This is a genomic window from Bacillus sp. PAMC28748, from assembly GCF_014250415.1.
GTDB classification, from domain to species: domain Bacteria; phylum Bacillota; class Bacilli; order Bacillales; family Bacillaceae; genus Bacillus; species Bacillus licheniformis.
In genome coordinates, this window is record NZ_CP060192.1 from 982,113 (window position 1) to 1,003,653 (window position 21,541).

Sequence of the window (21,541 nt, forward strand, 5' to 3'; positions counted from 1 at the left end):
AAAACATGGAATCTAAATCACTTGTTCTAGTCGAAGAGCTTGCTTTAAAAAAGCAAAGCATCTTTGTGCAAAGCCCGCTTCGCTATCTTTTACGGGCTATGCTGGCCAGTATGTTTATCGGGTTCGGAGTCATTGTAGCGTTTAAAACGGGGAATCTCTTTTATGTTGAACATTCTCCGTTCACATATCCAATTGCAGCAATCACCTTTGGGGGCGCCATTATTCTGATCGTCTATGGCGGAGGAGATTTATTTACGGGAAATACATTTTATTATACATTGGCTGCGCTTCGTAAAAAAATGCGCTGGCCCACTGTGATCAAGCTGTGGATGTTCAGCTATGCAGGAAATTTAATGGGCGCCGTTTTTTTCGCAGGCCTCATCTTTGCGACCGGCTTATTTAAAGATCCTTCTTCCACCGGCTTTATTCTCAGCGTGGCGGAGCATAAAATGAATACGCCGGTGACCGAATTGTTCTTTAAAGCGATTCTGTGTAACTGGCTTGTCTGCCTTGCGTTTTTCGTTCCGATGGCGCAAAAAGGGGACGGAGCGAAAATGTTCTCTATGATGCTGTTTGTCTTTACTTTCTTTATTTCCGGTTATGAACACAGCATCGCGAACATGGCCACTTTTGCCGTCTCTCTGGTCACCGAGCATCCGGAGACCATTTCGATTGCAGGCGCAATCCATAACCTAATTCCGGTAACACTCGGGAACCTGGTCGGAGGCGCGTTTATGATGGGCTTCATGTACCACTATGCCAACAAGCCGGGCGGTGAAGAAATCATCAAATAAAAAGATCGTCCATTTTTAATGGATTCTAAATATGCGGGCTCCCTTCATAAAATCGTGGTAACTTTAAAAATGGAGGTTCAGCGATGCAAAGTTTTCATTCGCTTTGCCGGCAATTTGGACATATTTTAAATGGGGAGCCGCACATTGAACCACGGTGTCTGTTCTGTCAGCATCAAACGGAATTTGCGTGTCGCGATTCAAGGAAGACCGAGCCGGGGAGTCGGCATGGAAGAAATCATGTTCGAATCGCTCGATCAAAACGGAATCGCCTTGAATATGGCCGAAGTCGCAATTTTGCCTGAAGAAGTTCCGCTGTTTACAAAAAAGCTTGTCGATCAGGGCATCATTATCAGTGCTCTCCACAATCATTGGATTTTTACAGAACCGAATATTTTATATATTCATTTTCAATCTGTAGAACCGCCGTTAACATTCGCGAAAAAAACAGCTGCCGCTTTATCCGTATTGCGATGAAGCAGCAGCTGTTTTCTTTATCCGTTGATTTTTCCCATTTCTGAAAGTGCGACCCTTTCGACTGCTTTGGCCACAATCTCGTGAACTTCAGGGTTCAGCGGATGAGGCACAAGATCGCCTTGTCTTGTGCAGGATGCGATCGCTTCAGCGGCCGCAACCAGCATCGGGTGGCTGATCGAATCGGCTCCGGCATTTAACACGCCCCTGAAAATACCTGGGAACCCCAGCACATTGTTGACAGACCGTCCGTCTGCAGCGTAGGCTGCCCCGGCCTCGAGCGCATCCTCAGGCTCAATCTCCGGCTTCGGATTGGACAGAGCCAAAATCACCTGGCCTTCCCGAACCCATTTCTTATTGATCAATCCCGGAACACCGGTTGTCGCAACGACGATATCGCAGCTTTCCATCAATTCTTCGATGCTTTCAGCCGCATGGCCGCCATAGTTCTCTAAACGCGCCATCGCCTCAAGCGATTTATCCGTTCCGACAACACGTTTTACTCCATATGCCATAAACATCCTGCAGATCGCGACACCCGCCGCGCCCAGGCCGATTTGGCCGACATGGGCCTGCTTCAGATCCACCCCTGCACTCTTGGCTGCTGAAATGGCGGCCGCCAGCGTCACAACCGCCGTACCGTGCTGGTCGTCATGCATGACCGGAATATTCAGGTCGTTTTTCAGGCGCTCTTCAATTTCAAAACAATGCGGTGAACCGATGTCTTCAAGCAAAATGCCGCTAAAGCCGGGCGCGATGTTTTTAACCGTCCTTACGATTTCATCAGGATCATTCGTGTCGAGCAGAATCGGAACCCCGCTGATATCCGCAAGCTGGTCGAAAAGAGCGGCTTTCCCTTCCATAACAGGCATTCCAGCAACTGGCCCTATGTCTCCCAAGCCAAGGATGGCCGTGCCGTCCGTTACAATTGCAACCGAATTGCCGATTCCGGTATAAATATTCGCTTTTTGCGGCTCTTCTTTAATGAGCTCGCACACGTTCGCGACACCCGGCGTATACACCCGACGCAGATCAGCAAGCGAGCGAATCGGCATCTTGCTTTTCATGCGGATTTTGCCGCCTTCATGTGCAGCCAGCACGTCATCTGAAACGGTATGAAGATGGATGCCTTCTTTTAAGTTGCGGATCACTTCAAGAATCTCGGTGAGCTGTTCTTCATGCTCAACTTGAACCGTAATGTTCCGCATCGTATAATTCGGCCCTACCTTGATCGTTTCAATCTCTCCGATATCACCGCCGGCAAGGCCGATCGCCGTTGTCACCTTTCCAAGGTTTCCGGGTGCTGAAGGGATTTCCAGCATCAAATTCCGAATAATATTGTTGCCATTCATAACAGAATACCTCCATCAATTGTTTTAAAATCGGCTACTGAACCGGCGAGTCTTTTTTATCGGTGTACCAAATAAATTTACCTGTGTATCCGTACAAAATCGCAAGGCCGATTGAAACAAAGCTCAGCCACATGAACGGCACATAAGAGAAGGTCGAGACGCCGAGAATCCCCGCCATATATATGCCGTTGTCCGACCACGGCACCATGCCCGACGTCATCGTACCGCCGACTTCCGCGTTTCTGGACAGCACCCTCCGGTCAATTCCGAGCTTGTCATAGCTTTTTTCCATAATTTTCGGTGTTAAAATGAGCGAGACATACATCGCGCAGCCGAACACATTTGCCAAGAAGGCGACGATAATCGTCGAGAATGTGACGTTGCCGGCAGAAGTCAGCTTTTGCTGGAACTTGGAGACGATCACTTTTAGAACGCCTAAGTGCTCCAAGAGGCCGCCAAAGCCCAGACCGAGAATGATGACGACGACCGAACCGAGCATGCCCTCTATTCCTCCGCGATTTAAGAGCTCGTCCATAAATTTGATCCCGGTGTCAATGGAAAAGCCGTTGTATGCTGTGCCGATCGCATCCGCAAAGTCCATGCCTTGGAAGACCGCAGCCCAGATCGCGCCCAAAAGTGCGCCGATCGCGATCGTCGGCACAGATGGCTTTCTCATCGCCAATAGAACGATGACGACAACAGCCGGAACAAGCATCCAAATGTGAATATCAAACGTGTTCTGCAAAGAAGCTTTCAAAAATTCAACTTTTTCCAAATCAACATTTCGGCTTCCATACATAAAGCCGGTGATGGTGAACAGGACCGCCGTGATTAAATAGGCGGGAATCGACAAGTACAGCATCGCTCTGACATGGGTAATCACTTCGACCTTTGAAAGGGATGACGCAAGCACCGTACTATCGGAAAGCGGCGATAATTTATCTCCAAAGTAGGCTCCGGACAGCACGGCTCCGGCTACAAGCGGAAGCGGAAGCCCCAGCCCTTCCCCGATTGCCATCATGGCGATCCCGGCCGTTCCTACAGTCCCCCAAGACGTACCTGTGGCAACAGATGTGATCGAACAAATAATGAGCGTGGCAAGCAGGAATATGCTCGGGTGGATAAACTCAAGCCCGTAATAAATCAAAGTCGGCACAACACCGCCGGCTATCCATGTGCCGATAAGAGCGCCGACGGCAATCAGGATCAATATCGCTTCAAGTCCATTTGAAATTCCGTTTGTAATCGATTTTTGCAAATCTTCATACCGGTGCCCCAGGCGCAGTCCGAGCAAAATCACCAAGAACCATGAAATAAACAATGCCAGCTGAATCGGCAGCTCGAATTTGACTGTAAATGAACAAACTATCGCTAAAAATGCACCTAATACACAAATGATTTCCAACATTGATGGCAACCGTGCTGTTTTCAACCTAAATCCCCCTTAATTATTGAAACGCTTTCAAAATAAACTACATAAAAATAGCAATCTGCTTCAATTTTTTCTTAAAAATTTAACTAACAACGAACAGTATACCATGAAAAAGGCTGATGCGGTACCACTTCACCGCTGTTGTCCTTTCTCTTCATAAAGTTATTGAAGGAAAGCGAAAACACTCTGTGTTTCTATCCCGGTAAAATGTCAGAGTGTTTTCGCATACTGTTTTTTCCAGATCAATCCCGATTTAAAAGTTCAGCCCCGGCAATCCCCGGTTTTGTCATTTCATAAGGATTCAAAATCAGATCAAGCTCTTCTTCTGTCAACACATCGTTTTGAAGACAGAGATCGCGGACGGATTGGCCTGTTAAAATGGCTTCTCTCGCAATCCTTGCAGCTGCTTCGTAGCCAAGATGCGGATTGACCGCAGTGATGACGCCGGCGCTCTTTTCAACATATGCTTTTAAGCGTTTTTCATTCGCTTCAATACCTGCTACACAGTGATCAGTGAACGAACGGAATCCGTTGTTCATGATGCTGATGGATTGCAGGAGATTAAAGACGAGCACTGGCTCCATCACATTCAGTTCGAGCTGTCCGGCTTCAGAAGCAAGGCAGATCGTATGATCGTTTCCGATGACCTGGAAGGCGATTTGGTTGATCAGCTCGGCCATAACCGGATTGACTTTCCCCGGCATAATGGATGAACCCGGCTGTCTTGCCGGAAGGGAAATCTCCGCAAGTCCTGCGCGCGGACCTGATGCCATCAACCGAAGGTCGTTGGCGATTTTCGACATGTTCATCATGCATACTTTTAATGCAGCTGAAACTTCTGTGTAAGCGTCCGTATTTTGCGTCGCATCTACCAGATGGTCAGCGCCGACAAGCGGAAGACCGCTGATCTCAGCCAAGTGCTTGACGACATTTTCGATATAGCGCGGATCCGCGTTTAATCCCGTTCCAACCGCGGTAGCGCCCATATTGACTTCATACAAATGCTGGCGCGATTGTTTAATCCGTTTGATGTCGCGTTCGATCACGCGGCTGTAGGCTTCAAACTCCTGTCCAAGGCGGATCGGCACGGCGTCTTGAAGATGGGTGCGCCCCATTTTAATGACGTGGTCAAAGTCGCGTGCTTTTTTCTTAAAGGCATCAAGCATGTATTCCATTGTGTCCAGCAGCTTTTCCAGCAGCTTAAGCGTTGAAATATGAATCGCCGTCGGGAATACGTCGTTTGTCGATTGAGACATGTTGACGTGCGTATTCGGACTCAGGTGAATATATTCGCCTTTGTTGTGGCCGAGCAGTTCAAGTGCGCGGTTTCCGATGACTTCGTTCGCGTTCATATTCATTGAAGTGCCTGCGCCGCCTTGGATCGGATCAACGATGAACTGATCGTGCAGCTTTCCTTCAAGGATCTCATCAGCGGCTTGGACGATGGCATCTCCAAGGCCTTTATAAAGACGTTTTGTCTCCATGTTGGCAAGCGCCGCCGCTTTTTTCACCACTGCCAGCGCCTTGATCATTTCTTCGTGGATTTTATATCCTGTAATCGGGAAGTTCTCCGCTGCCCGCAATGTCTGAATCCCGTAGTAGACATCGGCCGGAATCTTCTTCTCTCCGAGAAAATCCTTTTCCGTCCGGTATGTCATTTCAGCTTTCATTTTTTAACCCTGCTTTCTTTTTATATGATAATATCGTCTGCAATCGGCGTTTCCATGATCTTTTTGACTTCAGCTTGTTGTCCGTTTTTCCCTAAAGCCCACATCAGCTTCGGAACGATCGCTTCAGTGTTCATATTTCTCGAGCGGATAATGGCATCCTGGTTTACCTTGCGGCCGACCTCGTAAATGCTCATATCCTCTCCTTCTTCAAGGCATTGCGTCGTGATCGCTACGACCATACCGGAATCGATCAGCTCGTTCACTTTTTCTAAAATGTTTCTTTTCTCAAAAGGAATGCCGCCGCTTCCGTAGCTCTCAATCACAATGCCTTTATATGAACCTTTCAGACAATCGAAAAACTCTGGTTTTAAACCCGGATGAAGCTTCACCAGACAAACGTCGGTATTTAAAGAGGTATCGAGTTTCAAAGCGCCTGGCTTTACTTCGGGAACCCGTTTGTTGTACTCGATTTCCTTATCGTGAATGAAAGCGATGTAAGGATAATTGATGCTTTCAAATGCATCGTAGCTTTTTGTTCTTAATTTGATCGCTCTCGTGCCTAAAATGACGCGGCCGTCAAAGACGACATATACTCCGCCGATGCCGTCGCACGCAAAGCGGACCGCATCTTTTATATTTTTTTTCGCATCCGTTTTCTTAAACGTAATCGGAACTTGGGAACCCGTAATCGCGACGGGCTTATCAATATTCTGCAGCATGTATGAAAGCGCCGCTGAGGTGTAGGCCATCGTATCGGTTCCGTGCGTGATCACAAAGCCGTCGTAGCGGCTGTAATTTTCATATACAGCCTCAGCCATCATCACCCAGTGTTCAGGCTGCATGTTGGTGCTGTCTATATCCATTAAAGATTGGCAATCTATCGTATAATTTGAATGATCATCAGATAAATAGCTGAGAAGCTCTTCCGCTTTAACCCCCGGAGCCAGTCCGTTTTCGCCTTCTACTGAAGCGATGGTCCCGCCGGTGGTCAACAGCAGTAACTTTTTCATGTGCTACACCTCTTTAAGAAGTAGTTTTATACAGTATAAATCATGATTTATTTTAGCAAAGAAGGCTTGATACATCAGGAATGTATACGCTTTATGCGTACCTTCAATGCAATTATAGTCCTCAAATGTGAAATAATCAAGAAACTTTATTCATTTCGCGTACACTTTTACTGATAATGTGCTATAATCACTGTGTATCAAAAGGAGCGTAAGATATGAATTTAGATCGATTAACAACACTGAGAAAAAACAAAAAATGGTCATTGCAATATACTGCCGACCGCCTCGGTATTGCGAAAAGCACTTACGCGGGCTATGAATCGGGATACCGCCGCCCTTCTTTAGAGGCGCTTATCGAAATCGCTGATTTATTCAATACCTCCACCGATTTTTTGCTCGGAAGAGTTGACGATCCCCGGGATGAAAAGGCTAAAAACGAAGCCATTGAACTGACGGATTGGGCTAAGCTCAAGCTGGCAGTCGACGGAACGCTTCTTTCCGAAGAAGAAATCAAGCAGATGGTTGCGTTTATCAAGGTCAAAAAAGAGCTGGATGCGGAGTAAAATGACAGCGGTTAACCGCCGCATGCTATAAAAAGAAAAAACTTGACTGGCTAAAAAGGCCAATCAAGTTTTTTTTGCTTTTATTGATGTAAAAATTTCACACAAACCGCTTCAGGAGCAGGAACTCCGGACTCTAAAAGCGTCAGCCGGCCCGTTGTCCGGTCTCTTTCAAACAATGTCAAAGTCCCTGTTTCCTGGTTGGAAGCAACTAAGAATTGCTCTGAAGGATCAATCTCAAAGTCGCGCGGCCATTCCCCTTCAGTTGATACGTGTTCAACCAGGGAAAGTTCGCCCGAATACTCGTTGACGCTGAAGACGGCGATGCTGTCGTGGCCGCGGTTTGAAGCGTATACAAATTTGCCGTCTTTCGTGATGTGGATGGCGCCGCCTTGGCTATGGCCGTCAAAGCCTTCCGGCAATGCCGAAATCACTTGAATCTCTCTGAATTCACCCAGATCGGGGTTGTATTCCAGCACGATGACTTCATTACTCAGCTCTGTTAATACATACGCATACTTTTCCTGTGGATGGAACTCGATATGTCTCGGCCCTGAGCCCGGTGCAGCAGCGTGTTTTTTCACTTCTTCAAGCCGGCCCTCTTTCAATTGATACGTGATGATATGATCCGTTCCGAGATCGACGGCCACTGCATATTTCTCATCAGGTGAGAATCCTGAATAATGAGTATGCGCTTTTTCCTGCCTCTCATGCGGTCCTGATCCCTCATGCTGTACTTTTGATGAAGGCTCAAGCAGGCCGCGGCTTTCATTTAAAGGATATGCCAAGATCGTCCCGTTGTGGTAATTGGCGGACAGAACATAACGGTTATCTTGATCCACACTGACGTGGCAAGGCGACGGTCCTTCCCCGGTCTGCTGGTTGAGGATAGTCAGCTCTCCTGTGGAACCGTCAATACGATATGCGGCAACCCCGCCCTTATCGCCGTCTTTGACCACTGCATAAAGCATGTCATTGTCTTTGGCGATATTCAAATATGTCGGACTGCCCAGCTTTGCTGCCGGCTTCGGCGTGCTTAACGCCTTTTTTTCCGTATCAAGCTCAAATGTATAAATCCCTACGCTGTCTGCTTTTGTATATGTTCCGATATAACCTCTGTATTTCGCCATTTGATCCTCTCCTTTTTTGACAGTCGTCCATTCCTATTTTAACTCAGAGAAACTGAATTATCATGATCTGGTATGCAAAAACCTTAAGCGCTCACATGAAAAAAAACTTTTTATGATATACTTAACATTAGAGGCCCTTCACTGCCGCTTTTATAATGAAATCGGCAGCGGAGACTTGTTCATAGGAGTGTTCAAAATGACGAAAATCATGATTGTCGAGGACAGCGAAGACATTCGGAAGCTTTTACGCGATCATTTAGAAAAATACGGATACGAAACTGTTGCAGCGACTGATTTCACCTCTATCCTTGAAATATTTCTCCAAGAGAAGCCCGACCTGGCATTGCTTGACATCAATCTGCCGGCATACGACGGTTACTACTGGTGCAGGCAAATCCGCCAGCATTCGACTTGTCCGATCATTTTCATTTCGGCGAGAAGCGGAGAAATGGATCAGGTCATGGCGATCGAAAACGGCGGCGATGATTATATAGAGAAGCCTTTTTCCTATGAGGTGGTGCTCGCTAAAATTAAAGGCCAAATTCGCAGGGCATTTGGAGAATACGCAGTAAAACAAGGTGAAAAAGTGATTGAATTTGAAGGCGTCCAGCTGTTTGTCGAACGTTTTGAGCTGCACTGCCGAAATGAGAAGCTCGAGCTTTCAAAAAAGGAAAGCAAGCTCTTGGAAGTGCTGCTTGAAAGAGGAGAAAAGGTGACAAGCAGAGACCGGTTAATGGAGAAGACATGGGAAACCGATACATTTGTAGATGAAAACACGCTAAATGTCTATATTACAAGGATTCGCAAAAAACTGCGAAGCATGGACGTGCCCTTCTCAATTGAATCTGTGCGGGGCGAAGGGTATCAGCTGAGGACGAAATCATGAAGCTGTTCCTAAAAAACCATGCCGTTCTCATTTTTCTGTTTCTCTTTCAGGGCGGATTCGTATTTTTTTACTATTGGTTTGCCGGCATGCAGACTTTCACCCACCTTTTTTACATTCTCGGCGTTCAGCTTCTGGCGCTTGCGCTTTATCTTTCATACAAATGGTATGAAGAACACAGAGTCTACCAATGGATCGGCTCAGATCAAAAAGATACAGAAATTCCTTTTTTGGGGACGTCTGAATTTTGCTCAGAGCTCTATGAAAAACATATGGAGCTGAGCCGGCTCCACCACCGCAAAATACATGATATGGAGTCCAAGCTGGAAGATAGGGTAACCTACATGAATCAATGGGTGCATCAGGTGAAAACACCGCTTTCCGTCATCAATCTGATCATCCAGGAAGAGGACGAACCCGTTTTTAAACAAATCAAAAAAGAAGTCCAGCAGATTGAATACGGACTGGAGACGCTCCTCTATTCATCAAGGCTTGACCTGTTTGAAAGAGATTTTAAAATTGAGGCCGTGTCACTAGACGAGCTGCTTAATTCGCTGATTCAGCGCTATAAACGCTATTTTATACAGCATCGTGTCTATCCAAATAAACAGGTTCCCGCTGAAGACGCCGTTATTTACTCCGATCGCAAATGGCTCAGATTTTCCATTGGCCAAGTCATCACTAACGCTGTGAAGTACTCGTCAGGAAGAAGCGAACGCATCGATTTGACGATATTCCGTAAAGGCGAACGCATCATTCTGGAAATCAAAGATTACGGAATCGGAATCCCTTCACAAGATGTGAAACGCGTATTTGAGCCTTATTACACCGGGGAAAACGGACGGCGCTTTCAGGAATCAACAGGCATCGGCCTCTACCTTGTAAAAGAGATTGCCGAAAAGCTCAATCATGATGTGAGCATCGATTCAGAAGAAGGAAAAGAAACGACTGTGCAATTTTCATTTCTTACAAAAATGTAAGTCTTCTTTAATAAAACCGCATAGCTCATCCCCATCCTCCTTGATATGATTTGTTTACAAAACAAACGTGGCAAGGAGGATTTTTTATAAGCAATCCGAGTCTATGAAAAGAGTCGGCACATTCTGTTATATAAACGAGGCCGCCGTTCTTAGTTTCTGGACAATGGCCATTCAAGCCTTTCATAAACGCATTTTGGCTGAAAGCATTCCGGAGGAGCCCGCTGGAATGGATAACATACCGGAAACGGTCATCCTTAAAAAGCGCAGCAAAAGGAGGATATCATGACAACAAATATGCTGGTCGTTAAAAACATCAATAAAACATATAAAGGACAAGTTTCCCATCAGGCTTTAAAAGATATTTCATTCAATGTCGAGGAAAGTGAGTTCACGGCGATCATGGGGCCGTCCGGTTCTGGAAAAACGACGCTTCTCAATATCATTTCGACGATTGACCGCCCGGATTCCGGCGACATTTTAATTCGCGGAGAAGACCCGCATCATTTAAAAAGGGCGAAGCTTGCCCACTTTCGCCGCAGGCAGCTCGGGTTCGTATTCCAGGATTTTAATTTGCTGGATACACTGACGATCGGCGAAAACATCATGCTACCGTTAACGCTTGAAAATCAACCGCTTTCCGTCATGGAAGATAAACTTCAGGCGATTGCTGAAAAACTCGGCATTGAACAACTTTTGAACAAACGGACGTTTGAAGTATCCGGCGGACAAAAGCAGCGGGCGGCCATCGCAAGAGCCGTCATTCATCAGCCCGCCCTCATCCTCGCCGACGAACCGACAGGAAACCTCGATTCGCAGGCATCAAAAGACGTGATGGAGACGATGCAGCATCTTAATGAAAACGACAATGCCACGATATTAATGGTCACGCACGACCCAGTTGCCGCAAGCTATTGCCGTCGCGTCATTTTTATTAAAGACGGAACATTATTCAATGAAATTTACCGCGGCGCCAACCGCCAAGTATTTTATGAAGAGATTCTGAATGTGCTGTCTATGCTGGGAGGAAATACCAATGACCTTTCTTCAGTTCGCTTATAAAAACGTCGTCCGGAATAAAAGAGCCTATCTCGCCTTCTTTTTAAGCAGCTCATTTTCAGTGATGATTTTTTTCACATTTGCGATGTTTTTGTTCCACCCCGCTTTAGAGGAAGGCTACTTAAACACCATTGCAAAACGGGGGTTGTCGGTGGCTGAATGGATGATTTTCGCCTTTTCCATTCTGTTTGTGCTTTATTCCGTCAACGCCTTTCTCAAGTCGAGAAGCAAGGAATTCGGGATCCTCACCATCCAGGGAATCGCTCCGGGTCAATTGAGGAAGCTGATTACCGCAGAAAACATCATCATCGGCGTGCTTTCGATCGTTACAGGCATCATCGGCGGTCTTGTTTTTGCAAAAACATTCTTTACGATCGGCGCTTATATTCTGGAAATGGACGCTTTGCCATTGTATCTGCCTTGGAAAGCGATGGCCCTTACATCCGCCTGCTTTCTTGCGCTGTTTATTCTGCTGTCGCAATTTACGGTGTTATTTATTAAATCAAAAACCGTTGTCAAGCTGATCAAAGGCACCGGGAAAATTAAACCGGAGCCAAAACCGTCCATTATTTTTTCGGTCGTCGGCATCGGCTGCCTCGGCTCCGGCTACTGGCTTGTATTGTTCGCCGACATCCATTTTCCCCAAGCCGTCACGATCTTAATTTTGACGATCATCGGGACTTATTTCTTCTTCAGCCAAAGCAGCATTTGGCTGCTGCGGCTGTTAAAAAAGCGGAGGTCATTTTATTTACGAGGAAAAAACGTGCTTTGGATATCCGATCTTGTCTATCGGCTGAAGGATAATGCCCGCCTGTTCTTTCTCGTTTGCATCATTTCCGCGGTCGCCTTTACCGCCATGGGTGCATTGGTAATTTCCAAGACTTCTATCGGAAAATTGGATTCCCGATATGAGATAGAGTACTTATTATACAGCGGGAGCCAAAAGGAACAAACACACGTTAAGGTGATCGAACAAAAATTGAAGGACGGACATTTTTCGTATGCAAAGGAAGTGACAAAAGGAATTTATATGAGCTATAGCCAGGGAGATCTCCTTCCTCCGGTGCTCCTGGTCTCTGAAGGCGAATTCCAAAAGCACTTCAAGTTAAATTCCGGTGAACTGAAAGACGGTGAGGCGCTGTATTATCCAAACGCCTTTGAGGCAAAAGAAAAGCGGGAAATTCCTGAGACCTTGGACATGTTGAACAAAGATTTGAAGCCGGCAAATGAACGGCTAAAGGTAAAAGGTATTAAAAAACCGCTCATTTCGTTAGAAAGCATCGTTGTCGTAAACGGCAAAACCTTCGAAAAGCTGAAAAAACAAGGCGAATCCCTCACATTGTACGGCTATCAGTACAACCGCTGGAAAGAGAGCCTCGACATGAGCCAATCATTGGAAAAAGATCTCAGAGAAAAATCTCACAATATCCAATTTCAATTTGAAGCAAAGGCCATCAATTATTTTGAAACTGTTCAGCTTCCAAGCCTGAGTCTGTTTATCGGATTCTTTATTGCGGTTCTCTTTTTTACGGCATCCGGGAGCTTTCTGTACTTCCGCCTGTTTACCGATCTTGAAGAAGATCAAGAGCGCTACCGGTCACTCTCAAAAATCGGCCTGAGCGAAAAGGAAATGTCGCAGAGCGTAACGATTCAATTGGCCATCCTGTTCTTCTTTCCGTTCGTACTCGCCTCAATTCATACGTATTTTGCGATGAAGACGCTCGAGGCACAGAGCCTTGGTCATTTCGCATCTCCGGTGATCATGACAATAGGCGGATTTCTGATCTTCCAACTATTATTCTTTATGATGATTCGAAAAAGCTATCTGAAAAAATTAAAAGGATTTTTAAGGTGATAAAATATGAAAAAAACAATTTCTCTCATTACAGCTGCTTTAGCTGTATGTATCGGCGCATTTCTGTTGATTCATAATGAAGTGACAGACAGGTTCAATCCACTTGTGAAGAAAGAAAGCGTATATGTCCAGATCAACAAAGACGGTAAGCACCTGAGCCCGGGCCGCTATGAGTACACGCTGGAAGGATATAATGACACCGGTAAGGAAAAAGAAATTACATTCTCCGCCAGCGATTCCCTTCGAAGAAACGCCTATCTAAAGGTACACGCGAAGGGAAAATATGTTGAGACATGGGAAGAAGTACAGCCCGGCGGCATGCCGAGTGCCGTTCAGAAAAAATTGATCAAGCAATAAAAAACGGCGTCTAAGCCGTTTTTTCTATGAATCACTATATTTTAACAAAATTCCGAAACTTTTTGGCCCGTTGCTCGTATAAAAACAGAAGTCATATTGTTTAGGAGGTTTTCATATGATTGTTGGAATAATTGGTTTTATACTGGTGGTTTTCCTTCTCTACGCCTCCATGTTGCCGTCCGGAGAAAAAAACAGCGGCAGCAGCTCTTCGACTTTTTTTATTGGAGGTCCTGACTCATCCGGAGACAGCGGGGGTGATTGCGGCGGCGGCGATGGCGGCTGTTAAGACCTGCGGCTGCGTTAACCTAACTTCTGCTCCTGCTCGGATCCCTAGGCTGTATGCAGTTCTTGCTGCAGTGAGCCGGGTATATTCCAGCTATCTCCCTTCATCATTCATTCAACATCAACTCCAAATACGTCATTATTCATTCAGTTGTTTAACCTGACTTCCGATTGGGAATGATGTAAAGACAGCAGATTCCCGCTCTTCAAACGATTTAAAAGTCACAATAAAGCGATTCTGATACAAAACATATAAAACTTTGCACCTACTTGTTCGATATTAAAAGAAGACATTCATGATAAGGAGGGTTTTTTCCAGATGATTTTTTTACTGGTTTTATTGGCTCTGTTTATTTTGTATTCATTCTTTTTTGACAAGAACAACAAAAGTTCTTATAAAAAAGCGGCACCGAAAAGCAGAATATTGATCCGCCAGGCAGCTGCGCCGACCGGAGTTTTGAGGGTAATCGAAACCGCTCCCGGACAGACGGCAAACCGCCGAACCTCCGAAGGTATGCGCCCGAATCTGCGGCTTGTCATGAGCCCGACGCACCAAAACGAAAAAAAATAAGGAAAGCGGCATCATGATAAATGCCGTCTTTCCTATTGTCTGCTGTGTTCCACCATTTTCCCAAAGGCGTCCGGCGACATCCCCGGCGAGATTCGGACGCGGTGGAGCGCATACATCCCCTGATCCCTAGATGCCGCTCCCGGTTCTGTTGTGACGGCCATTTGATAGCCTGCCTGCTTTGCGAGTTTCAGCGTATCTTCGTTGTAGCGCCCGACCGGATAGCTCAGCATCACCGTATTTTGGCTGAACATGCGATCAAACAGCGCTTTGGAACGCGTCATTTCATCGAGCTGCTGTCCCGGTGCCAGTCCGTTCAATTCAACGTGATGAATGGTATGGCTTTGAATCGAAATGCCGTTTCGCCTCATTTCATTCATTTGTTTCTCCGTCAAATGGTTCTTCCCGCCAACCGATTTGCCGATCATAAAAATTGTCGCCTTCATCCCATAGCCTTTCAAAATCGGGTACGCTTTTTCAAAGTTATCTGTATAACCGTCATCAAACGTAATCAGCACGCATTTATCACTCGGCATTTTATCTTGCGTTAAGACAATATAGGCTTCCTCAGGTGTCAACGTGTAATAGCCGTTATCCTTCAGCCATTTCATATGCCCGCGGAATTCCCCTTCCGGTACGCGCAGGCTGTTTCCTGAGGAAATGCTGTGATACATGAGAATCGGAATGCGGGCCGGGCTTTTCACTTTGACCCACTTGGATGATGGATCATGTTCCGCCTGCTGTTTTGATTGTTTTGCCGCTTTTTGAGCCGTATTTGGTTCTGTTTTTTCCTCTCCTTTTGTTTCATGACCGGAACACCCGTACAGCACCCCCATCAACATAGACAGCACAAGTAACATTTTCGTTTTTTTCACAATTATTCCCGCTTTCTATCTACTGAATCCTTTTTAATATCGGTGCGGAACGGGCATTTTTCACTGTTCCTGCTTTGAGGAGGAGAGCCAAGCTTTACGCAGTCTGCTGATCCCTTCTTCAATTTCCGCTGCAGTAAGACCCCCAAATCCCGCCATGACGATTGAAGAGCTGCTTTCATGAGGCTTAATCCAGAAATCGGATACCGGATAAACTTTCACACCGAGTTTTTCCGCTTTATGTATGAGGTCTTGTGCATGTCGGTCTGTCTTCATCAAAATATGGAGCCCCGCTTTTTCGCCGATGATTTCCACGTCATTTCCGAAATGCGTTTTAATGGCCGATATTAATGTTTTGTGCTTTTCTTGATATACTTTTTTCATTTTACGGATGTGCCTTTCGAAAAACCCTTCTTTCATAAATAAAAACATCGCTTTTTGAATGATGGGTGAAGCAGACTGGCTGTAGCGGCCAAGCTTCTCTTGAAATTCATCCGCCAGTTTTGAAGGCAGAACGATATAACTCAATCTCGCTCCCGGAAGAAATGACTTTGAAAAAGTCCCTAAATAAATGACATTTTCTTTTTTATCAAGCGCTTTTAAAGATGGAATAGGCCTGCCCTGATAGCGGAATTCGCTGTCATAGTCGTCTTCGATAATATAGGCCTTCTCACGGCTTGCCCATTCAAGCAATTTCAGCCTCTTCTGTATCGGCAGAACCATTCCATACGGAAACTGATGCGATGGCGTAATATAAACGAGTTTCGCCCGTGTTGCAGCAAGCTGTGTCAAATTGATCCCATCCGTCTCCAGACCAATTGGCTGAATATCACATCCATGGTTAAGGAAAACAGAACGCACACCATCATATCCCGGATTTTCCAACGCAACCAATCGGCCGTTCATTGAGAGCAGCTGGCAAAGAAGTCCGACTGCATACTGCGTACCGGAACAGATCACAATTTGCTCAGGTGCACAGCGGACACCTCTTTGTTCAGCCCCGAGAGATCACAGCTAAAGAAAACATGCTGAACCAAAGCATGAAATTCGAATACGGGCGGACCGTACAGGAAGACCATTGACAAAAAAAGACCCGCAGCTTATGCTACCGGGTCTCCCATTGATTTTGATGCATGTTCATCTAAAAATTTCAATCCCGCTGTGTATCGCTTTCTCCGCTTCTTTATCCAGCAGACGAGCGCCAGCCGCTGATCCGGGTCCTTCTCATTGATAGAAACCAGCACATGTTCATTGATTTCAAGCGGGAAGCCGGATTCAATCTGACAGCCTGACAAGCTGATATCCTTAATCATAACCTCGTGAGCCCCTTTCTCTGAATCACGGGGAAACAGCAGTGTTCCCAGACCTTGAAAGGCCTCGCGCACGTATTTTCTCTTGAATGCATCAGGGCTTTTTTCAGTTTTCGTTAAAAAGCGTATCACTGTTGACAACGTATCAGCCCGCTTTTCCCGGTCGGCCTTTTTTGCATTTTCTTCATTAAACATAAAACCGATCAGTTTCACATACAGTTCCTTGTCCATCTCTTTGAAGTGCAGCCCGATTTCAATGTCGGCCTCGTCCTTCGTCGTCCACATCACCCGGGCCGGGACTTTTCCGACCGCATCTATGATCAGACCGTCTACATGATAGTACATATCCGAATCAGCCGTATAAGGCAGTCTGATACGCGCGCCCGTGTCGCTCACATCGATCAGTTCACATTTGTGCTCATCTACTGAAACGGTGGAAAAAGCCGCCGGCTTGTTGACTGTGAAACGCTCAGAGCTTCGGAACCTCGGCCTGTCAAAGGCAACGAGCAGCGCAAGTATGAGCCCTGTCATGTTATAGAGAACCCAAAATAAATTATACGAAGTGACGTTTATATCAAACGTATGAAGAAACAACAATTCATAAAGGGTTTTTCCGAGTGCAAGCAGCGTCATTGCGAGCAAAATCGCACACGGCAGCGCCGTTGTATATTTGAATTTTCGCCGATCTGTGTTGACGCCTTTCGGTGTGACTTTAAAATCAAACCGCTTTTTGAAAATGAATTCCGACAAGGCCGATATCGCCATGTGCGGCGCCATCGATGTATCGTAAATATGGCTCCAGTTCATACTGCGCTGCCGGTCCGAAACGGCTTTAAATGAAAGGTAAGAACCTAAAAACGCAGGCAGCCAAAACGAAGTGATCGACCACAGATCAGTCTTTAAGCTATGTATGCCAAACAGCAAAAACATGAGCGGCGCGAGGATGTATACCATCTTAAAAACGCCGAAAAACCAAAAGAGAATGCCGTCAAAATAAAGGATTCGCTGCATGGGCGTCAAGCCTTTTAAGAAAAGCGGATTCCACTTCTTTCCGCACTGAATGTTTCCCCTGCACCAGCGGTCGCGCTGTTTCAAAAGATCCATCCACGTTTCCGGCGAGAGACCGACCGCAAGCACTTCTTTGACGAAAACAGATTTAAATTTTGTTTGCAAAAGCATCCCTGTTGCCATATCCTCCGTAATCACACCTGTCGCAAAACCGCCGATTTCCTCCAAAGCCGTTCTTCTGAAAACCGTATTGCTGCCGACGTACATGACAGCATTAAAACGGTCTTTCCCAGCCTGGAGCCTGCGCATGAAAAAGTCCTGCTCATTCGGAATGTTCGCTCCGGAAAATAAGTTGTACTAAGGATCTTCATTATAGAAAGCCTGCGGCGTTTGAACAAAAGCCACTTTTTCCTTCTTAAAATAGCCGACGGTTTTCTGCAAAAATGAAGGGAGCGGAACCATATCGGCATCCATCGTCACAATCAGTTCCCCGTTTGAGCAGCTCATCGCATGGTTTAAATTCCCCGCTTTTGCATGCTCATTGTTTTGCCTTGTAACGTAATGAACGCCAAGTTCCTCAGCCAGCTTTTGAATAGCCGTCCGCCTTCCGTCATCACACAAATAAATGTTGACAAGCTCTTTTGGATAGTCGAGGTTCAGACAGCCTGCCACCGACTTTTTCAGCACATGGCGCTCCTCGTTATAAGTTGCAATGAGAATATCAACGCTCGGCCGATGGTCTTGATCGCCCAGCTTTTCCGGCTCCCGCTTCTTTTCCTTCCATACTAGCGTATAAAAGACCAAGAGCTGTAAAAAGCCGATACATTCAGTTGCAATCAGGATGACGCCCATCACGATATCGGCGGGGCGAGAGACGGGCAGCGTAAAGCCGAACCGCCATACAATATACACACCGTTCGTCATAAGACACAGTATGATTAAAAACTTCTTAAAACGCGAATTCACCCGCGATCCCCAAAAACCGATGAGAATCAGAGCAATCATTGCCGCGGGATAGTAGTGTAAAATAAATTCCATTTTCTTCTCCTTATGTGATACATAAAAAAACCTTTTTACAGGGTTTCTCTAAAATATTCCTTTATTTCTTTCTTTTGCACTCAAATATATTACCACTATTTGTCCTAATTTTCTTTAAAAAATTATAAAAATTATATCTTTTTATCTATTAAAAACTGAAATTATACGACTATAGTCTCTTGTTCAAAAAATCATAAGGCTCACATTGATAACCCTTCACATGTACCCCGTATCAAGATTGAATCTTTTGTCTCAGACGTCCTGTGTCTTTTCAGAGAAAGGAGCTGAATGTATCAACGCTTTACAAAAGAAAAAAGGTCTCTGCTCCTAAATGTTTGATTTATTTTTGACGGATTAACAGCTATTTTGTGTCGATTTTTATTCCACAAAAAGGGAATCCAGGAATAATTGCATCAAAAACGGCCTGCACAAGGGCCATTACCTATATCCAGACACGTCTTTAGCCAAATTTTGATCATTATGGGAAAACAGTTAGGTCTTCCTGCACGGTTGTCTGAATTTTGATTTTTTTAGTATACTTAATTTAGTTAAATAACTCAGCAAGGGGATCACATAAAGGATGGGGGAAAGAATATGGAAGCAAAAACAAAGGTACAACATATACCGATTCAAACAACAAAAGAACAGGATGAAAATTTTTTTGCAAGAGCAATGAATGTTAAAATCGGCATCATTCCGCTGCCCGTATATTTGCTGCTCTTCGCTTTGATTGTGACGTTTGTCTATATGCACGATCTGAAAAGCGACATTTTAACAGCCATTGCGGTTACGGGCTTTTTCGGATTCACCTTCGCCCAAATCGGAAAGTCGCTGCCGCTTCTTCGTTCTGTCGGCGGTGCCGCTATACTTGCGACGTTTATTCCTTCAGCTATCGTCTATTACCATCTCATTCCCGATGACATTATCAAATCAACAACTGAATTTACAGAAAACTCAAACTTTCTTTATTTGTTCATCTCTGCCATTGTAGTCGGAAGCATTTTAGGAATGAAAAGAGAAACGCTGGTCAGGGCGTTCATTAAAATTTTTATTCCTCTGATTGCAGGGACCATTGCTGCAGCGGCAGTCGGTCTGGCGGTCGGTACAATGCTCGGCCTCGGATTTCAGCATACGCTGCTGTACATTGTAATTCCGATCATGGCCGGAGGGGTTGGCGAGGGAGCTATTCCGCTGTCCATCGGCTATTCGGAAATCATGCACATGTCACAAGGGGAAGCTTTTGCACTTGTCATTCCTTCCATAATGTTCGGAAGCTTAAGCGCCGTCATTTTGTCCGGAATTTTAAATGTAATCGGGAAGAAAAAGCCTGAATTGACAGGCAACGGAAAAGTTGACCGTTTTGATAGCGGGGACGCACAGCCGCTCGAAAGCCGCGACAAAGACAAAGAAAGCGTTTTTAATCTTTCCCACTTTGCGTCAGGAGGCATTCTCGCCGTCTCATTATATTTGGTCGGTATGCTTTCACATGACTTGTTCGGATTTCCAGCACCCGTCATGATGCTTCTGCTGGCTGTTGCCGTGAAACTGTTTCGTCTGGCTCCGGCGAATTTGGAAAACGGCGCCTACGGCGTGTCGCGCTTCTTTTCAACTGCTGTGACATATCCGCTGCTTTTTGCCATTGGCGTCTCCATGACACCGTGGGACAAGCTGATCGCAGCTTTTAATATCGCCAATATTATTACGATCGTATCCGTCGTGGTCACGATGATAGCCGTCGGCTTTTTTGCAGGGAAGTGGCTGAATATGTACCCGATCGAAACCGCGATCATCAATGCTTGCCATTCCGGCCAGGGAGGCACCGGCGACATCGCAATTCTCAGCGCCGCAGAGCGCCTCGAGCTTATGCCGTTTGCCCAGGTGTCCACAAGAATCGGCGGAGCGATAACCGTTACGCTGACGCTGCTGCTGCTAGCCCAGTTTTATTGATGAATGAAAAAGCCTGCAGAGCGAGCTGCAGGCTTTCTTATTGTGGCTACCGTACTTTTTTCGGAACATAGTCGGGAAAGTCTGTCACAATCCCGTCCACGCCGGCCTTTAATAGCGGAGGCACTTCATCGCGGGAGCGGACGGTCCAAGGCGTAATCTTCATGCCGAGCGCATGAATTCTCGGCACAAGCGTAGGATCAGCGGCCACATTTTTCAAGTTGGCGTTCACGTATTTGGCATAGCCGGAAAATTCCTTAAGCTTTGCATCTGTTAAGTCCGCCGCTTTTGACGTCAAGACACCTGTCGGCATCGATGGAAGCAGCTGATGAATTTTATAGACAGAGTTAAAATCAAACGATTGTACAATGATTTTTCCGTTTTTAGGCTTATCCATTCTCCGCTCTTTCAATGCTGCTGACACTTTTCCTTCGATTCCCGGATAGCGTGCAGGCTCTTTCAATTCGATCAGCATTCCGATCTTCCCTTTATACCGGTCAAGCACTTCTTCAAATGTCGGAATGCGCTCTCCTGCGAACTGCGGACCGAAGAAGCTGCCGGCATCAAGCTTGCGCAGCTCGGCAAGCGTCAAATCCTTTACGGCAACCGGCAGCACTAAGTCAATATCTGTCGTACGGTTTACGGTCGTATCGTGAATGATGACAAGCTCCCCGTCTTTGGACATTTGAACATCCAGCTCGATATAATCTGCTTTCATCTGAAGCGCTTTATCAAAAGCAGCCATCGTGTTTTCCGGCGCATATCCCGAAGCGCCTCTGTGTGCAATGACATCCACTTTTTTAGGCTTCACCGCCGGCTCTTGTGCACCCGCATTCGGTGCAAACAGCGCTGACCCGATGGAAACCCCGATCAATGAAGATAACATCAATTTTTTGAATAAAGCTGACACATCATCCACTCCCCTTTTGCTCTTCTCTTGCCAAAGTATAGGTTCGCACTGTTAAGATT

The 21,541-nt window shown here is 45.9% G+C and carries 19 protein-coding genes and 1 pseudogene; 11 read left to right on the forward strand and 9 right to left on the reverse strand.

Annotated features, from left to right (window positions below; genetic code table 11):
* Nucleotides 1–5 precede the first annotated feature (5 nt).
* Together H7F26_RS05080 and H7F26_RS05085 are read left to right on the forward strand one after the other, a co-directional pair.
* Nucleotides 6–794 (forward strand): formate/nitrite transporter family protein, encoded by a 789-nt coding sequence (locus H7F26_RS05080; RefSeq protein WP_003186394.1) that lies wholly within the window; start codon nt 6–8, stop codon nt 792–794.
* A 144-nt stretch (nt 795–938) separates the two neighbouring features.
* Nucleotides 939–1,268, forward strand: coding sequence for a DUF1259 domain-containing protein (locus H7F26_RS05085; RefSeq protein ID WP_003186396.1), 330 nt, complete (start codon nt 939–941; stop codon nt 1,266–1,268).
* A 17-nt stretch (nt 1,269–1,285) separates the two neighbouring features.
* Here the strand turns inward: H7F26_RS05085 and H7F26_RS05090 are convergent, their stop codons facing one another.
* The 4 genes from H7F26_RS05090 to H7F26_RS05105 form a co-directional block, all read right to left on the reverse strand.
* Complete coding sequence (locus H7F26_RS05090; protein WP_003186398.1) at nt 1,286–2,617, reverse strand: NAD-dependent malic enzyme; 1,332 nt, start codon at nt 2,615–2,617, stop codon at nt 1,286–1,288.
* Between the two features lie 34 nt (nt 2,618–2,651).
* The gene (gene nhaC / locus H7F26_RS05095; RefSeq protein ID WP_003186400.1) at nt 2,652–4,049 is read right to left on the reverse strand and encodes a Na+/H+ antiporter NhaC; all 1,398 of its coding nucleotides are present in this window, start codon (nt 4,047–4,049) and stop codon (nt 2,652–2,654) included.
* Between the two features lie 242 nt (nt 4,050–4,291).
* Entirely contained in the window at nt 4,292–5,719 is a 1,428-nt protein-coding gene (gene aspA / locus H7F26_RS05100) for an aspartate ammonia-lyase (RefSeq protein ID WP_003186403.1), read from the reverse strand.
* Between the two features lie 20 nt (nt 5,720–5,739).
* The gene (locus tag H7F26_RS05105; RefSeq protein WP_003186405.1) at nt 5,740–6,729 is read right to left on the reverse strand and encodes an asparaginase; all 990 of its coding nucleotides are present in this window, start codon (nt 6,727–6,729) and stop codon (nt 5,740–5,742) included.
* 215 nt (nt 6,730–6,944) lie between these two features.
* On the opposite strand from H7F26_RS05105, the gene H7F26_RS05110 reads away from it, so the two are divergent.
* A complete protein-coding gene (locus H7F26_RS05110; RefSeq protein ID WP_003186406.1) occupies nt 6,945–7,292 on the forward strand; it encodes a helix-turn-helix domain-containing protein in 348 nt (115 codons plus the stop codon).
* Nucleotides 7,293–7,372: 80 nt separating this feature from the next.
* Here H7F26_RS05110 and H7F26_RS05115 read toward each other — a convergent pair whose 3' ends face one another.
* Nucleotides 7,373–8,419 (reverse strand): lactonase family protein, encoded by a 1,047-nt coding sequence (locus H7F26_RS05115; RefSeq protein WP_003186408.1) that lies wholly within the window; start codon nt 8,417–8,419, stop codon nt 7,373–7,375.
* Between the two features lie 196 nt (nt 8,420–8,615).
* Here H7F26_RS05115 and H7F26_RS05120 point away from each other — a divergent pair, with 196 nt between their 5' ends.
* From H7F26_RS05120 to H7F26_RS05150, 7 genes are all read left to right on the forward strand, one after another.
* Nucleotides 8,616–9,305, forward strand: a complete 690-nt coding sequence (locus H7F26_RS05120) for a response regulator transcription factor (protein ID WP_003186410.1) — start codon at nt 8,616–8,618, stop codon at nt 9,303–9,305.
* Nucleotides 9,302–10,282: a sensor histidine kinase gene (locus tag H7F26_RS05125; protein ID WP_003186412.1), complete on the forward strand. Its 981-nt coding sequence runs from the start codon at nt 9,302–9,304 to the stop codon at nt 10,280–10,282. The genes H7F26_RS05120 and H7F26_RS05125 overlap by 4 nt, the downstream gene beginning before the upstream one ends.
* A gap of 282 nt (nt 10,283–10,564) precedes the next feature.
* Nucleotides 10,565–11,341: an ABC transporter ATP-binding protein gene (locus tag H7F26_RS05130; RefSeq protein WP_003186414.1), complete on the forward strand. Its 777-nt coding sequence runs from the start codon at nt 10,565–10,567 to the stop codon at nt 11,339–11,341.
* Nucleotides 11,316–13,193 (forward strand): FtsX-like permease family protein, encoded by a 1,878-nt coding sequence (locus H7F26_RS05135; RefSeq protein ID WP_003186416.1) that lies wholly within the window; start codon nt 11,316–11,318, stop codon nt 13,191–13,193. The genes H7F26_RS05130 and H7F26_RS05135 overlap by 26 nt, the downstream gene beginning before the upstream one ends.
* 6 nt (nt 13,194–13,199) lie before the next feature.
* The gene (locus tag H7F26_RS05140) at nt 13,200–13,550 is read left to right on the forward strand and encodes a YxeA family protein (RefSeq protein ID WP_017474095.1); all 351 of its coding nucleotides are present in this window, start codon (nt 13,200–13,202) and stop codon (nt 13,548–13,550) included.
* A 115-nt stretch (nt 13,551–13,665) separates the two neighbouring features.
* Entirely contained in the window at nt 13,666–13,836 is a 171-nt protein-coding gene (locus tag H7F26_RS05145; protein WP_017474096.1) for a hypothetical protein, read from the forward strand.
* Between the two features lie 315 nt (nt 13,837–14,151).
* On the forward strand, nt 14,152–14,403 hold the full coding sequence (locus tag H7F26_RS05150) for a hypothetical protein (protein WP_003186421.1): 252 nt from the start codon (nt 14,152–14,154) through the stop codon (nt 14,401–14,403).
* Nucleotides 14,404–14,435: 32 nt separating this feature from the next.
* On the opposite strand, the gene H7F26_RS05155 is transcribed toward H7F26_RS05150, so the two are convergent.
* The 3 genes and pseudogenes from H7F26_RS05155 to H7F26_RS22195 all read right to left on the reverse strand — a co-directional run bounded on the left by H7F26_RS05155 (nt 14,436) and on the right by H7F26_RS22195 (nt 18,628).
* Nucleotides 14,436–15,275 (reverse strand): polysaccharide deacetylase family protein, encoded by an 840-nt coding sequence (locus tag H7F26_RS05155; RefSeq protein ID WP_003186423.1) that lies wholly within the window; start codon nt 15,273–15,275, stop codon nt 14,436–14,438.
* 60 nt (nt 15,276–15,335) lie between these two features.
* Nucleotides 15,336–16,232: a MocR-like pyridoxine biosynthesis transcription factor PdxR gene (locus tag H7F26_RS05160; protein WP_003186425.1), complete on the reverse strand. Its 897-nt coding sequence runs from the start codon at nt 16,230–16,232 to the stop codon at nt 15,336–15,338.
* A gap of 140 nt (nt 16,233–16,372) precedes the next feature.
* Nucleotides 16,373–18,628, reverse strand: a pseudogene (locus H7F26_RS22195) (glycosyltransferase).
* A gap of 594 nt (nt 18,629–19,222) precedes the next feature.
* Between H7F26_RS22195 and H7F26_RS05170 the strand changes: the two are divergent.
* Nucleotides 19,223–20,575, forward strand: coding sequence for a citrate/malate transporter CimH (locus H7F26_RS05170; RefSeq protein WP_003186429.1), 1,353 nt, complete (start codon nt 19,223–19,225; stop codon nt 20,573–20,575).
* 46 nt (nt 20,576–20,621) lie between these two features.
* Here the strand turns inward: H7F26_RS05170 and H7F26_RS05175 are convergent, their stop codons facing one another.
* Nucleotides 20,622–21,482 carry a glycerophosphodiester phosphodiesterase gene (locus tag H7F26_RS05175; protein WP_003186432.1) on the reverse strand — a complete coding sequence of 287 codons (861 nt, stop codon included), beginning with the start codon at nt 21,480–21,482 and terminating at the stop codon, nt 20,622–20,624.
* Nucleotides 21,483–21,541 lie beyond the last annotated feature (59 nt).